The sequence below is a fragment of the Sorangium sp. So ce834 genome (genome assembly GCF_051521425.1).
GTDB lineage: Bacteria > Myxococcota_A > Polyangia > Polyangiales > Polyangiaceae > Sorangium > Sorangium cellulosum_D.
This window is the reverse complement of sequence record NZ_CP150351.1, coordinates 1,007,267-1,020,743: the sequence shown is the minus strand read 5'-3', so window position 1 is coordinate 1,020,743 and position 13,477 is coordinate 1,007,267. Positions and strand designations below refer to the sequence as shown.

11 protein-coding genes and 1 tRNA gene are annotated in these 13,477 nt (G+C 72.3%); 4 read left to right on the top strand and 8 right to left on the bottom strand.

The features are described 5' to 3' along the window. Nucleotides 1-86 precede the first annotated feature (86 nt). The 3 genes from WMF20_RS03820 to WMF20_RS03810 form a co-directional block, all read right to left on the bottom strand. Nucleotides 87-1,637 carry a pectate lyase family protein gene (locus tag WMF20_RS03820; RefSeq protein ID WP_437610766.1) on the bottom strand — a complete coding sequence of 517 codons (1,551 nt, stop codon included), beginning with the start codon at nt 1,635-1,637 and terminating at the stop codon, nt 87-89. Nucleotides 1,638-2,103: 466 nt separating this feature from the next. After that, nucleotides 2,104-2,180: transfer RNA gene (locus WMF20_RS03815), tRNA-Met, on the bottom strand. A 116-nt stretch (nt 2,181-2,296) separates the two neighbouring features. Beyond that, nucleotides 2,297-4,675: an ATP-binding domain-containing protein gene (locus WMF20_RS03810; RefSeq protein WP_437610764.1), complete on the bottom strand. Its 2,379-nt coding sequence runs from the start codon at nt 4,673-4,675 to the stop codon at nt 2,297-2,299. Nucleotides 4,676-4,897: 222 nt separating this feature from the next. Here WMF20_RS03810 and WMF20_RS03805 point away from each other — a divergent pair, with 222 nt between their 5' ends. Together WMF20_RS03805 and WMF20_RS03800 are read left to right on the top strand one after the other, a co-directional pair. Beyond that, on the top strand, nt 4,898-5,398 hold the full coding sequence (locus tag WMF20_RS03805; protein ID WP_129573048.1) for a hypothetical protein: 501 nt from the start codon (nt 4,898-4,900) through the stop codon (nt 5,396-5,398). A gap of 284 nt (nt 5,399-5,682) precedes the next feature. Continuing rightward, nucleotides 5,683-6,771, top strand: coding sequence for a GHMP family kinase ATP-binding protein (locus WMF20_RS03800; RefSeq protein WP_437610761.1), 1,089 nt, complete (start codon nt 5,683-5,685; stop codon nt 6,769-6,771). A 214-nt stretch (nt 6,772-6,985) separates the two neighbouring features. Here the strand turns inward: WMF20_RS03800 and WMF20_RS03795 are convergent, their stop codons facing one another. Together WMF20_RS03795 and WMF20_RS03790 are read right to left on the bottom strand one after the other, a co-directional pair. Further along, complete coding sequence (locus WMF20_RS03795) at nt 6,986-8,128, bottom strand: D-alanine--D-alanine ligase family protein (RefSeq protein WP_437610759.1); 1,143 nt, start codon at nt 8,126-8,128, stop codon at nt 6,986-6,988. Nucleotides 8,129-8,199: 71 nt separating this feature from the next. Beyond that, nucleotides 8,200-8,532 (bottom strand): hypothetical protein, encoded by a 333-nt coding sequence (locus tag WMF20_RS03790; RefSeq protein WP_237245004.1) that lies wholly within the window; start codon nt 8,530-8,532, stop codon nt 8,200-8,202. Between the two features lie 271 nt (nt 8,533-8,803). On the opposite strand from WMF20_RS03790, the gene WMF20_RS03785 reads away from it, so the two are divergent. Then, nucleotides 8,804-9,067 (top strand): hypothetical protein, encoded by a 264-nt coding sequence (locus WMF20_RS03785; RefSeq protein ID WP_437610757.1) that lies wholly within the window; start codon nt 8,804-8,806, stop codon nt 9,065-9,067. A gap of 213 nt (nt 9,068-9,280) precedes the next feature. Further along, nucleotides 9,281-9,787, top strand: coding sequence for a hypothetical protein (locus WMF20_RS03780; RefSeq protein WP_165373779.1), 507 nt, complete (start codon nt 9,281-9,283; stop codon nt 9,785-9,787). Nucleotides 9,788-9,934: 147 nt separating this feature from the next. On the opposite strand, the gene WMF20_RS03775 is transcribed toward WMF20_RS03780, so the two are convergent. From WMF20_RS03775 to WMF20_RS03765, 3 genes are read right to left on the bottom strand one after another with little or no spacing between them, the layout of a single operon-like run. Continuing rightward, entirely contained in the window at nt 9,935-10,540 is a 606-nt protein-coding gene (locus WMF20_RS03775; protein ID WP_437610755.1) for a hypothetical protein, read from the bottom strand. Nucleotides 10,541-10,551: 11 nt separating this feature from the next. After that, complete coding sequence (locus tag WMF20_RS03770; protein WP_437610753.1) at nt 10,552-12,099, bottom strand: hypothetical protein; 1,548 nt, start codon at nt 12,097-12,099, stop codon at nt 10,552-10,554. Further along, nucleotides 12,096-13,349: a peptidoglycan-binding protein gene (locus WMF20_RS03765; RefSeq protein WP_437610751.1), complete on the bottom strand. Its 1,254-nt coding sequence runs from the start codon at nt 13,347-13,349 to the stop codon at nt 12,096-12,098. Before WMF20_RS03765 ends, WMF20_RS03770 begins: the two co-directional genes overlap by 4 nt. Between the last annotated feature and the right edge of the window lie 128 nt (nt 13,350-13,477).

Sequence of the window (13,477 nt, the reverse complement as noted above, 5' to 3'; positions counted from 1 at the left end):
TCGTCGTGAAACGTGACCGGCTCCGATGGACGAGCGGGTCGATCCCGACGGCTCCTTCTGGCCGGACGCGTCCTCGCAGGCCGGGCTCACGGCACGAGCGAGCTCAGATACTCCTCGAGGTTCGTGTAGCCGTCGCCGTCGCGGTCTCCGTTCCGATCGTCCGCGTTCGCCGGGTCGAGATCTCGTGCGCGCTCCCAGGCGTCCGGCATGCCGTCCCTGTCGGCGTCGCTCGGAGCGCTGCCCCCGGGCAGGGCGCCGACACCGTTCGCGAAGCCGAGGCTCGACTCGTTGCTGATCGTCGCGCCCCGCTTGCCGAGCGACGCCAGCTCGTCGAGCACGTAGAGATCCGCCTCGTCGCGGTGGATCGACGCTCCGGCGTGCGCGCTGACATACGCGTAGGCCTCTTGCGCGGTCATGGCGGGCACGTCAGGGAACTCGACGGAAGGCGCGTCCAGCCAGGTGACCGTGCCGAAATCGCCCTTGCCGAGGAGCCTGCCGTCGAGCGTGCCGTCCTTGTCGCTGTCGTAGTAATTGCCGTCGGCGTGGAGATTGTACGCGGGAGTGGGGCTATCCAGCGTGCCGCCCCTCGTCTCCGGGCCGGTGATGAAGTAGTTGCCCAGCATCGAGCCGTCCGAGCGGCCGCTGGTGTCGCCCAGGATGTAGCCGGACACGACCCAGTTGTAGACCACGTTGTTGACGAACTGCAGCGTGCCGCGCGCCTTCGGGTTGCGCGAGTTGTTGTCGATGTAGAGCGAGCGGATGATCGAGGTGCCGGCGGTGTTCACCAGGCCGCCAGTGCTGTGCGACTGGAGCCCCTGCGCGACGATCGAGTCCTGAAGCGTCAAGTTGTAGAGCTCGGCGCCGCTCTCCCGGTTGAGATCGAACGTGCCGTCGCGCCCCCAGCTGAGCGAGCAGTGGTCCCAGATCACGTCATGGCCGTTCGCCATGGTCACCGTGTCCTTGCCCGAGTCGCCCCCGGCGCCCATGCGGAAGCGGACGAAGCGTACGATGGTGTTCGACGCTCCGGAGAACGAGGTGCCATTGCCGTAGATGGTGATACCGCCGCCCGGGGCCGTTTGACCCGCGATCGTCTGGTTGCTCTTGAACACGAGGCGCGACGAGATCTCGATCACGCCGCCCACATCGAACACGACCGTGCGGTTCGGCTGGCTGATCGCGTCGCGCAGCGAGCCCGCGCCGGAGTCGTTCAGGTTCGTGACGTGCACGACGTCGCCGCCGCGCCCGCCGACCGCGTGTCGCCCGAACCCCTGAGCCCCCGGAAACGCGAGCACTTCGCCGCTCGGCGGCGCCCCGCCGCTGCCGGCACCGGAAGCCGCAGAGCCCCCGCCGACAGAAGCGCCATCGCCCGACGAGCCGCCGCTGCCGGCGACCGTCGCCCCGCCCTCCCCCGCGGCACCACCGCTCGAGGCGACGCCCGTGATCGAGCTCGATCCGCCGCCGCCCATGGATCCGGCCCCGCCGTCCCCCGGCGCTCCAGCCGCGCCCGAGCCCGGGGGGCTGCCGCCGCCGTCGCCGCACGCGGGCGTGACGAGCGCCGCGAGCACGAGGAGAACAGCTGGGGTCGCGCTCGAGGCATGGAGCATGACCCCACGCGAAAGATCGCTGAGCCGCTTCATCGGCACCCTCCACGCGTCAGGGCCACGGGTCCGCCGCCGGCCGTTCGTGGTGAGGAAGGATCGCCCCCGGCCAGCGCACCAGACGGCACGGGGGTAAGGAGCGCGCGGGCAGCGGCAGAGGCGCAGTGGTCCATGCCGGACCCAGTTGCTCGAGGGAGCGTGCACCCATCACGAATCGTCAGGTCGATGCCCGGCGGTCACCCCCTGAGCCGCTCCGCCAGAGCCCGACGGTCACCCGACCATCGGCGCATGACCCGCCGGCAGGCCTCGGCGCCTGGCGATACCGAGATTCGCCCCCTGGGGCCCAGCAGGAGCGCCCGACCGCCCCAGAGCACCAGGAGCCCTCGGCATCGAGCCGAGAGACCGCTCCTCGACGCGAGCTTGCGAAGCACCGCGGATACGCGGACAGCAAAAAGCCCCGGGGGAATAACCACCGGGGCTGCGTGGGTTGGTCCTCAGGACCGTTTGGTTGCGCGGGCGGGATTTGAACCCACGACCTTCGGGTTATGAGCCCGACGAGCTACCAGGCTGCTCCACCGCGCGAGAGGGAATCTACTCGCGGCCCCCTGAAGGTCAAGGATTCTCTCACGGCACCATGTCGATTGTGTCGAGCTCGCCTCCGAGCCGGCCAGTCCCGGCTCCGCCGCCGGCGGCCGGCCTCAGCCCAGCCAGTCCGGCAGGAGCGGCGACGGCGCCGCCGTCGACACCACCCAGAGCTGGTGCGCCGCGCGCGTCGCGCCGATGTGGAGCAGGTGCCGCGACTCGTCGTCCGCCGGGTAGGTCGACGCGTTCGCGTCGACGAGCACCACGTAGTCGTACTCCAGCCCCTTCACCTGCCGGATCTCCGTCACCTCGACGCCGGGGCGGAACGCGAACTCGTAGGCGCGCACGCGCCGGAGGTTCGGGATCTCCGCCATCCTGAGGGCGTCGTAATAGACGTCCGCCTGCTCGGGGTGGCGCGCCAGGATCGCCAGCGTCGCGCGGGGCTCGCGGGCGAACAGCGGGCGGATCGCGTCGGCCAGGAACGCGACGGCGGCGCCGGCGCTCGGGAAATGGTGGTGCTCGACCGGCGCGCCGCTGCGCGGCGCGAGCGGCGGCGTCGGATCCGCGAGCGGGCCGAGCACCGCGCGGGCGAACGCGAGCACCTGGCGCGTGGAGCGGTACGCGATGCGCAGCGGCTCGACGTCGACCCGCGACAGGCCGAGATCGTCCAGCGTCGCGCGCCAGTCGCGGAAGCCGGAGTCCATGAAGAGCCGCTGCGCCGTGTCGCCCGCCAGCGTCACGCTGCGCGGCTCGGCCACCACGCCGAGCAGCACCGCGAGGTCGATCGGCGCGAGATCCTGCGCCTCGTCCACGAAGAGGTGCTCGTAGGTGAGCACGTTCTTCCCCTTGCGGAGCTCGCCCCGGAGGAGCTGGTACGCCCGCAGGAGGAGCGCGTCGTCCTCGGGATCGAGCACCGCGCGGTCGTCGCTCGAGACCTCGCGCGCGTCGGCGCCGCGCTCGTCGTCGCCGTCGCCCGCGGGCTCGTCGGCCATCGCCGCCTTGCGCTCGGCGCGATCGCCGGGATCGAGATCGAGCACGGCAGGGCAGCGATCCGCGCACCAGCGCCACGCGCGCTTCACCTGCTCCGGGCCGAACTCGGGGTCCCCCGCCGCCTCGAAGGCGGCCAGCACCCGGTCGAGATCGGTGAGCAGGTCCGCCCAGAACGCGAGGGTGCCGCGCGAGTCGCGGCGCGCCCGCGCGTCGTCCTTGAGCTCCGACGCGCGCTGCTCGAGGAGGTGGAGCATCGCCGGGTGGGTCTTGTACCGGGTCACGACCGAGGGCGTGTTCTCCTCGACCGGCGCCTCGAGCCACGGGAACGCGCGCTTCCTGGCCACGCGCGCCCACTCGGAGAACGTCTCCACCGCGATGCCGCCCAGGCCGAGCGCGGGGAGCGCCTCGCTGATGTACGCGCGGAGCGCCGGGCTGCCGACGATGACGAGCATCTTGTCGGCGGTGAAGCGGCGGCCGCCGTTGTACGCGAGGAAGGCGAGGCGGTGGACGCCGATCGTCGTCTTGCCGCTGCCGGCGCCGCCCTGGATGACCACGATGCCGGCGTCCGGCTTCGAGATGAGCTCGAACTGCCGCGGGTCGAGGAGCGCGGCGATCTCCGGCAGGTGCCGGTCCTCGCGCGCGTGGAACGCCGCCCCGGTCCCGAGCCCGCCGCGCGCGCCGGCCGCGAGCGCGATGTCGCGCATGTCCTCGGGGCGCACCGCGCTGCCCTGGCCGCCGGCGAGCTCGGTCGCCCGCGTCGCGATCTCGCGGAAGCCCGACGGCCCCCGCACGAACGTCCCCTGCGGCGCCGCGATGCGGTAGAGCTCGCCGTCGTCGATGGTCACGGTGCGCCGCACGAGCACAGTGCCCTCGACCTCGCGCTCGCCGAAGGTCTCCTCGTACTCCGCGCCCTCCTCGTAGCGGTAATAGATCTGACTGACCGGGGCGTGACGCCAGTCGACGATCCGCACGCCCGCGCTCGCGTCGACGAGCGTCGTGCGCCCGATGAGCACGTCGCGCTCGGGACGGCCCTTCTCCCGCAGGCGCAGGTGGCCGAAGTAAGGCGACTTCGGATCGACGGGCTCGACGACGTTCTCGTTCCGCCGCGCGGCGATCCCTTGCAGGCGCTCCATCTGCTGCACCAGCGCCGGCACGTCCTCCAGCCGCGCCGCCGCGATCTGATCGCGCAGCGAGAGGAGCTGCTCCTCGTAGTTCTCGATGGGCGGCGGCCGCGACGGCTTGGTCGTGGCGGTGGCGAGGTGCGCGGTCACGCGGGCGAGCACGGCCTCCTCCTCGCGCACGATCGCCTCGCCGTTCGCGCTCAACCCGGCGCCGGGCGCGCCGGCTGCGGGCTGGGCGGACGTGGTCACGACGGTGGCCGAGGACGGCGCGGTGGACGGCTCTTCGGTGGGCGTGGGGCTCGTAGAACGATTCGCGGTCACGGGAATGCCGGTGCGGTGAGGATCGGGTGACAGGCTGAACAGCAGCGCCAGCGCGCCGGACATCCGTCGAGGCTCGCTGGCGCAGGAGGGTCGGACCTATTGACCGATCCGGCTCAGCTCCGCAACCGCCGCGTGGGGCCCCCCACCTGGGCGGCGCCCCGGCGCGCCGCGGCCGCCGTGCAAGCGCCTTCGCGGCGTGACGCGCCCTCCATCCGCGAGCGGATCCGCCGCGGGCGGTGGCGTTCTGGATTGAGGTCGCGTGGGTGAACACCGTAAAAGGCAGCGATGCAAAACTGCGCGACCCGGTCCGACCGGCTCCTCGAGCTGATCCTCTTCTCGCTGCGCGACCGCGGGGCGCTCTGCGCGCTGGTCCTCGCCGCCTACCGCGCCGAGCTGACCAGCCTGCTCGATCGCGTCTCCGCCGGCTCGATCGGGGACGACGAGGAGCGGGACGTCGCGTCGTCGTTCGTCCAGAAGGGTCGCGGAGCCGGGGCGCGCGGGCGCGCCGGGGCGCGCCGCGCGGACCCCCGGATCAGCGAGGAGGACGCGTTCCTCGTCTACGATCTCGCCGGGTGCATCGCCGAGGCGGCGGCCGCGGCCCGCCTCCCGGTCGTCCGCCGCGACGCGCTCGCGCTGCGCGAGAAGGCGGCCGAGGTGCACGCCGGGGGCGAGCGCGCTGAGCGGGAGATGTTCGCGGCCGGCCTCAGGGTCATCGAGCGGATCCTCGACGCGGCGCGCGCGCAGCCCGCGCCCCGGAACGAGCCGGCGAGCAAGGACCTGAACTGAGCGCGGCTGGCGGGCGGCGGCGCGCCGCTCCCGTGATCTCCGTCCACGACCGAGCCGCACCAGGGCCGCGCGGGCGCGCGCACCTCTGGACGACGGCGCTCGAGGGCCGCGGCTCGCTCCCTGCTCGGGCGCGGGCGTGCGTGCACGCCGGGCGCTCCATCGCTGGCTCGCTCCCTGCACGGGGAGCCGCCGCGGGGCGCTCCACCTCGGTCCCTGGGATCCTCTCGCGTCCCGTCGGGTCGCTCCCGCGCTGAGGCGTTGCGCGTTGAAGCGTTGAAGACGACATGAGCACCCCCTGCGCCGGCTCCCTCCTCGCGCCGCGAGCGCTGCGAACCCCGCTCTCGCGCGCGGCCGCGAGCGCCCCGATGCGCGTCTCCTTCGCCGGAGGCGGCAGCGATCTGCCCGGCGTCGCCCTGCTGGACGGCGGGCGCGTCGTGGGCGCGGCGATCGATCTGCGCGTCCGCGTGGTCGTGGAGCCGTTTGATCGGGGCTGGGTGCGGATGGAGCTCGCCTCGCGCGGCCAGGGGCCGTCGGGCGGGGGCGCCGAGGCGGGCGCGCCGCGCGTGCTCACGCGGCGCCGCACGGATCCTCCGCGCGACGATCTCGCGTTCCGGCTGATCGAGGCGACGCTCGCCGCGGCGGGCGTGGGCGACGGGGTCGCGCTCCGGGTCGAGACCGAGATGTCGCCCGGCGCCGGGCTCGGCGGCAGCGCGTCCGCGGCGGTAGCGGCGCTGTTCGCGCTGCGCGCCTCGGTGGGCGAGGCCGCCTCGCCGGAGGAGCTCTCGCGCGAGGCGGTCGCGATCGAGCGCGAGCGCCTGGGCAACGCGTGCGGCGCGCAGGATCAGGTGTTCGCGGCGTTCGGCGGGCTGCTCGATCTCGCCTTCGACGCGCGGGGCTGCTCGGGGGTGCGGCGGCTCGCGATCGGCAGCCCGGCGCTCGTGCCGGCGCTCTCGGCCGGGCTCTTGCTGGTGGACACGGCGGTGCGGCGCGTGTCCGGCGAGGTGCTGGATCGGGTGGACGCCGGCGCGGCGCGCGGGGCGAAGGGCGAGCTCGTCGCGGCGGCCGGCGACGTCGCCCGCGGGTTCGAGATCGGCTCGCTCGCGCTGGTGCTCTCGGGCATGCGGCGCGGGGCGGCTGCCAAGGTGCGGCTGTCGGAGGCGGCGAGCGCCATCGCGGTCTCCATGCAGCAGCGGCTCGACGGGCTGGGGGTCGAGGTGCTCCGGATGTGCGGCGCGGGCGGGGGCGGGCACATCCTGATCTGGGCGCCGGCGGAGCGGCACGCGCAGATCCTGGCGGCGCTTGGGCCGTGTCTGGTGCGGCGGCCTGCGCTCGGGGCGGCGGGGGTGCGGCTCGATCCCGATGCTGCGGCGTGAGCTGCCGGGCTGCCCGGCCGCTTGTGCGCTTGCGTCTAGTACCGCGGGGCAGAGCTCCCGCCAGGGATCTGCCTCGCGAGCGAAGAGAAATTCAACGCAGAGACGCAAAGGCGCAAAGACGCAAAACTACAAATCTTTTTTGCGCCTTTGCGCCTTTGCGCCTTTGCGTTGAACTCTCTCTCAGGATCCCTGGCCGGACTCCTGATGGGTGGAACTAGGCGCTCGTCCTGAGGCGTGCCTTTTTGGCGCCGCGCTCGAGCGCGAGCGCGATGAGGCGCTCGATCAGCGCGCGCGGCGGGATGCCGCTCGCCTCCCAGAGCTTCGGGTACATCGAGATCGCCGTGAAGCCGGGGATGGTGTTGATCTCGTTCACGTAGAGCGAGCGGTCCGGGGCGAGGAAGAGGTCGACGCGGGCCATGCCCGACGCCTCCAGCGCGCCGAACGTGCGGAGCGCGAGCAGCTGGACGGCGTTCGCCTCGGCCGGCGAGAGGTCGGCCGGGATGCGGATCGTGGCGCCGTCGGCGTCGATGTACTTCGCGGCGTAGGAGTAGAAGCCGTCGGCGTGGCCGACGACGATCTCGCCGGGCACGGAGGCGATGGGGTCGTCGTCGCCGAGCACGGAGCACTCGATCTCGCGCACGCCCTCGATGCCCCGCTCGCAGACGATCTTCAGGTCGAACTCGAAGGCGTGCTCGACGGCCGCCTCGAGCTCGGCGCGCGCCGTGACGCGCCGGACCCCGACGGACGACCCGAGGTTCGCCGGCTTGACGAAGATCGGCCCGAAGCGGCCGCCCCCGGCGGCGGACAGGCCGGCGATCTGCTCGAGGCACGCGACCCGATCGCGCTCCCACGCGGCGCGGCGGAGCGCGACGTGAGGCACGATCGGGATCTCCGCGTCGCGCAGCAGGCGCTTCATCACGTCCTTGTCCATCCCCACGGCGGAGCCGAGCACGCCGGCGCCGACGTACGGGACGCCGGCCAGCTCGAGGAGCCCCTGGACGCACCCGTCCTCGCCCGTGGGCCCGTGCAGGACGGGGAAGACCACGTCGATCGGCGAGCGTCCGCCGCCCGGCACGGCCAGCGTCGCCTCGCCGGCGGGCCCCGGGTGGGCGTCGAGCGCGATCTCCGGCATCGCTTCGTTCAGCCGCGCGAGGCGGGGGTCGCGCGCGGCGCCGAGGAGCAGCGCCTCGTCCTGGAGCAGCCAGCGGCCGGACTTGTCGATGCCGATGAGCACCGGCTCGAAGCGGTCGCGATCGAGCGCCTCGACGACGAAGCGGGCAGACAGGAGGGAGATCTCGTGCTCGGCCGATCGGCCGCCGAACAGGACGGCGACGCGCACCTTGGCGGGGTTCCGCATGGCGGCACCCTAGCCGCGATCGGGCGCGGGGGTGAAGAAGGCGGGGTCGGGGCGGCCGGAGGCGCGCCGCGCTACTCGGAGAGGACGCGGAACGACGCGCGGACCGTCGCCATCGCCACGCGCGCGATGTGGCCGTCGGCGAGCTCGACGTCCACCGCGGTGACCTGCCCCTGGCGCTCGATGAGCCTGGCCACGCTCACCCTGGAGCCCCGTGCGACCTCGGCGCGCGCGACCTTGACGTCCGCGAGCGCCTCCAGCTGCACGCCGACGGCGATGCCGCTCGCCACCTTGGCCGGCGCCTCCTCGGCCGCGCCCGCCGCTCCGCCGGGGACGACCACGGCGAGCGCCGCGACGACGGCGACGATGAGGCTGCCCGCCATGCTCCTTCGACCGCGGATGAGCATCGGGGGTGATTCTACGCGGAAGGTGCTCGATGTCACCTGCGATGTCGCCGGATCCGGCGCTCCGTCCAGGGGGCGCATCGCGACGACACCGAGCGCGGCTGTCGGCACGGAGCCACAGCGGCGCATCGCGCACGTGGAGCGCGCCCCCAGGGCGAGGGTCTCCGCGCGCCGGCCGCGGGGCCGCGCCGGCGTGCTCCGCGACGCGACATCGAGCTCGGCAAAAGGGTCCCAATACGTGGTCGTCGCCCGTGTCCGATAACGGCGAGGAGTCATGATGAAGCCGAGATCGCTCTTTTCGATCACAGCCGCGCTGTTGTTTCTCTGCGCCTCGAGCCCTGAAGCCGCCGCGCAGGACAAGACCCCTACCAAGCAAGAGAATTACAGCTACACGTTCACGGACGACCTCCTCGATGCCTCGAACAGCAACGCGACGGGCGCCATGCTCCAGGTCCGGCAGCCCGGGCGCCGCGACAGGCTGCTCCGGCCGAGGCTCCACTTCATCCCGGAGATGCTCAAGTCGGTCGAGTCGATGTAACTCGATGCAACTCGATGCAACTCGATGTGACGATGTGACGATGTCCGGCGGGCGGCGCTCGTCGGGCCCGGCCCCGGGCGCGCCTGGGATTGACGCGTCCGTCGCGATGTGGTGCCATGACGGTGCTGCTCAGCTCGAGCCGATCGTCCGATGAGTCACCGCTTTCGTATCGACTCCTTCCCTGAGGTCGTGTGGATTGCACGAGGCTCCGACGTGCCGGCGCACGCAGGCGCCCAGCGGCTCTCGGCGCTGGAAGCGGCGTGGTGGCTCGACGTGCGCGCCGCCGACCCGATCTACGGCCGGCTGGCGCTCGCCGACATCTGTGATGCGCTCGGCCACACGCCCTCCTCGGGACCGTGGCTCGATCCGAGCGGGCTCCGGGCGCGGGTGCGGGAGGCGCTCCTCGACGGCCGTCTGGTCGCGTACCGCACGAAGCGCGTCTCCCCCGGCGCGCCCGTCCTGTCGCCGGAGCTCCCCGAGCCCAGCGGGCCTGAGCCGCCTGCCCGGGAAGAGAAGACCTGGATCGCGATTCAGCTCATGGACGACGCGGATCCGCCGCAGCCCGTGCCTTTCAAGAAATACCGCCTGGAGCTGCCCGGTCAGCTGCCCCGCGAGGGCTTGCTCGATCAAAACGGTCGGATCTTCGTCGAGGGGATCGACCCCGGGACGTGCAAGATCTCGTTCCCCGAGCTCGACGCCGACGACTGGCGGCCCGCTTAGGCGCAGAGACGGCATGAGCCGCCACGACGCTCGCGGCGCGGTCGGCGACCAGGCGTGGCGCGAGAAGCCGGGCGCGGAGCGCGCGCGGTGCTCAACGAGGTCCAGCCGCAGGCGGGAGCCTCCAGACGGGCTCGGCCAGCCTCCGGCTCACGGCAGACACCCCTGAGCGCACGCCTCCTCCTCGAGCTTCCGCGCCGCCTCGATGACCCGCTTCGCCTTCGGAATCTTGTCCCACTTCTTGTCGGGCAGCTCGACGGTGCACGTCACGTCGGGAAAGCCCGCCTTGATCACGATGTAGCCCGGCGCGCTCTCCCGCTCCTTCGGCGCGAGCCCGCAGAACCCGACGTCGAGCAGGAGCTTGTGAAAGGCCTCCAGGCTCTCGGGCTTTACCTGCCCATGCCCCACGACGTCCGGCCGGAACCCCGTGCTGCGCCGGCGCGTGGCCGCCCCGGAGGCCGCGATCGAGAACCGCTTACGCAGGGCCGAGGTGTGGACCTCCACGACCGGCGGCGGAGGCGGCGTCTCGTTCGCCGACGCGACGGCGGAGGCTGGCGCGCTGGACGCGGACGCCGACGCGGCGGCGGGGGCCGGCGCGCTGGACGCGGACGGCGGCGGCGCCGCTGCCACGGCGGTGGACGCGGACGGCGGCGCCGCTGCCACGGCCGTGGACGCGGGCGCGCGCGGCGGCGCGGCTGGCTCCCCGGAGGAGCAGGCGGCCACGAGCGCCAAGATCGAGCAGAGACGGCCACGCATCGTCATTGCGCCTAGACTCCATAATAGACGAGGCCGCGGGCCTTCGCGTCGTGCCGCTGATCGGCCAGGCCGTCGCCGGTCGCGTGCACCCGCGGCCACAGGTAGGAGTGATGGCCCTCGAGGCCGCTCGCGACGAGGCCCTTCGCGTCTCTCGCCGTGAAGGTGACCACGACCTTGCTCGCGGGGGTCGCGAGATCGGCGACGAGCACCTTGGGGTCCTTGGTGCTCACGGACGCGCCGGCGCCGAGGGCGGAGTAGCTGCTGAAAATGGTCTTGAGGTCGAACTGCTTGAAGGTGTCGCGGATGTGGATCCACTGCAGCTTCACCTGGCTGATCTTCCCGCCGGCCAGGTGCGAGATCTCCACGCGGTACTCGCTCTCGTCGAAGAGCCCGGCGTCGATGCGGTCGAGCACGTCGGGCTTGATCTCGAACGTGCCGCCGCCGTACGCGGCGCTGAGTTTGTGGAAGACCTGGACGCGGTAGGGAGGCGGCGGATCCGCGACCTTGACCTGCTTCGTGGCCTTCGAGGCGGAGCCCAGGTAATTGGACAGGTCTTTCCCGCCGAGCGCCTTGCGCGCCGCCCACCCATCGAGGGTGTCGCCCATGGCGTCCTCGTGGACCAGCGCCGCCCAGTTCTGCCCCGGGTTGGCGGCCTTCCACGCTTCGTAGAAGCTCTTCTTGTTCTTCAGGTGCGTGAAGAACGAGGTCGCGATCGAGATCGACGCGACCGCCGCGGGCGAGGCCTCCTCGTACCCGAGGATGCCGCGCACCTGGGGCGAGCTGCGGGCCATGACGCGCGCCCACATCGCCCACGTCGTGTTGTTGAGCGTCGAGCACTGGGCGAGGATGATCCACTCCGGCCCGCTGAACGCGCGGCCCGCCATGTCGTACTTGCCGGCCACGAAATAGGCGCTGAAGGGAATGTACGCCTCGCGCGGGTCGTCGGCGACGCCCGCGCTGGGGCGCGGGAGCGCCGCCGGGTACTCGGGGTTCATGTCGCCCCGGGCGAAGCCGCCGAGCCAGCCGTGAGAGCTCAGGTACAGCAGGCTGGCGCGGAAGAGGGTGCCCTTGGCGCCGGCCGCCGCGCCGCTGACGATCTGCTTCTTGGCGCCGTCGACCTCGACCACGGGATCGAGCATGAACTCGCTGAGGAACTTCGCGGAGAGCTCGGCGCCGGCGTGGCGCCCGACGAGCTTCTCGTAGCTCGTGCCCTTGAGCTCCGGGAAATCCACGGCCGCGCCGCCGCGGAAGCTCTGCCACATGGCGTCCTGACCGAGCCCGTTGAGCCCGCCCGGGCAGATGCAGGCGATGCCCTTCGGATCCTTCGCGGCGAGGGGGCCGGAGCGCTTCAGCTTGTAGATGGGCAGGAAATCGTGCTTGGGATCGACGAGGCGCCCGGGCTCGGCCGGGTCCTGGTCGAGCAGGTCGAGCAGGTTGCGCCAGCCCGTGGCGCCCCCCTTGGCGTCGAGGAGCTTGCCGAACGCCTCGCTGTCGACGGCCGAGGTGCCGTCGGCCATGGCGTAATAGAAGAAGCTGGGGGCCGCCTTGACGACGCTCATGCCGTCTCCTCCCGCAGGCTCTCTTGCATGGAGTCATCGCCTCCCTCGACGATCCGCCGGATCGCGTCGCGCGTCGGCCCGTCGAGCTCCCCCGAGCGCTCGAGGCCCTTCGCCGCCTGGAAGCGCAGGATCGCGCCGCGATCGCTGTCATCGTCGTGGGTGAAGCCGAAGTTGCGCAGGTGGCAGAGCATGGCCTCGTCCGAGCTCGGGTCGGCGTCGGTGACGACGACGCGCAACGTGATCTCGTGATCGCTCCCCTCGGGCGTGTAGGTGACGGCGATCATCTGGCGGCCCTTGGGCACGGCGTTCTTGATCCAGCCCTTCGCGTCGGTCTTGCCATGAATCCGCGCCTGAGAGGGCAGGGTGAGGCGATATTCGACATCGCCGGACGGGCGGTAAAGCTCGTCGTGGATCTGGAGCTCGAACGGCTGGAGCTCGACGCCGGGACCACAGGGGCAGCGCTCGGCGATGCCGCGGTAGACCTGGCAGCGGAAGTGAGGGGTCTTGTCGTCCGGGGGCGGCGGCGCGTCCTTGCCGCGGAGGTTGCCCTTGCACGGCCCCACATCGCCCAGGCGGCACGGGAGGCCGCTCGGCCTGGTCGACGGGCTGAAGAGGATGACGACAACGCGGCGGCTGGCGTCGTCGGCGACGCCCTGGGTGAAGGGGTTGTACTCGCCGCAGCCCATGAACTTGGAGCCGCCGACGTCGAGGACCTGCGCCGCGTCGATGGGCTCCGGGATCGAGCGCTGGAAATACGCCTTGAAGAGGGCTTTGCGGGTGTCAGGGCCGGCGTCGCCGTCGGGGCCGAGGCCGGAGCGCTCCTGAAAGCGCGCGATCGCGGCCCTGGTCTTGGGGCCGAGCACGCCGTCCTCGGCGAGGCGAGGGCTCCTGTCCTCGGGAGGCTGAACGGCGTTGAGCATCACCTGGAGCGCGCTCGAGCCCCAGTGCTCGGCCCGATAACGCTCTTCCCATGGCTCCGGGTCATGGGTGAGCGCCGCGTGGGCCAGGCGGGCGCGCTGCTCGGAGAGCCCCTTGTTGTACGCCTCGTCGCCGACCGTGTCGGTGTGGCCGAAGATCGCCGCCTGTTTGCTGGGCTTGGCCTTGACCGTCGCGGCGATGGAGCCGAGAGAGTCCATCCCGCCGGGGCGAATGAACGTGCGATCGAAATCGAAGTGCGGGCCCGAGAGCTCACTGCACTCGATCTTCGGGCTGAAGATGAAGCGGTGGGCCTTCCCGGTCGAGATCGCCACGCCTTTTGCCTCGTCGCCCTCGGCCATGTCCCGCGCTCACCACCTCCGAAGCCGGCACTACATCGCGAGCGTCCCGCGGCTGTCAAGGCGCGCGCTCGGCGCGGCGCGGGCGCCCGCGCTTCGCCGGC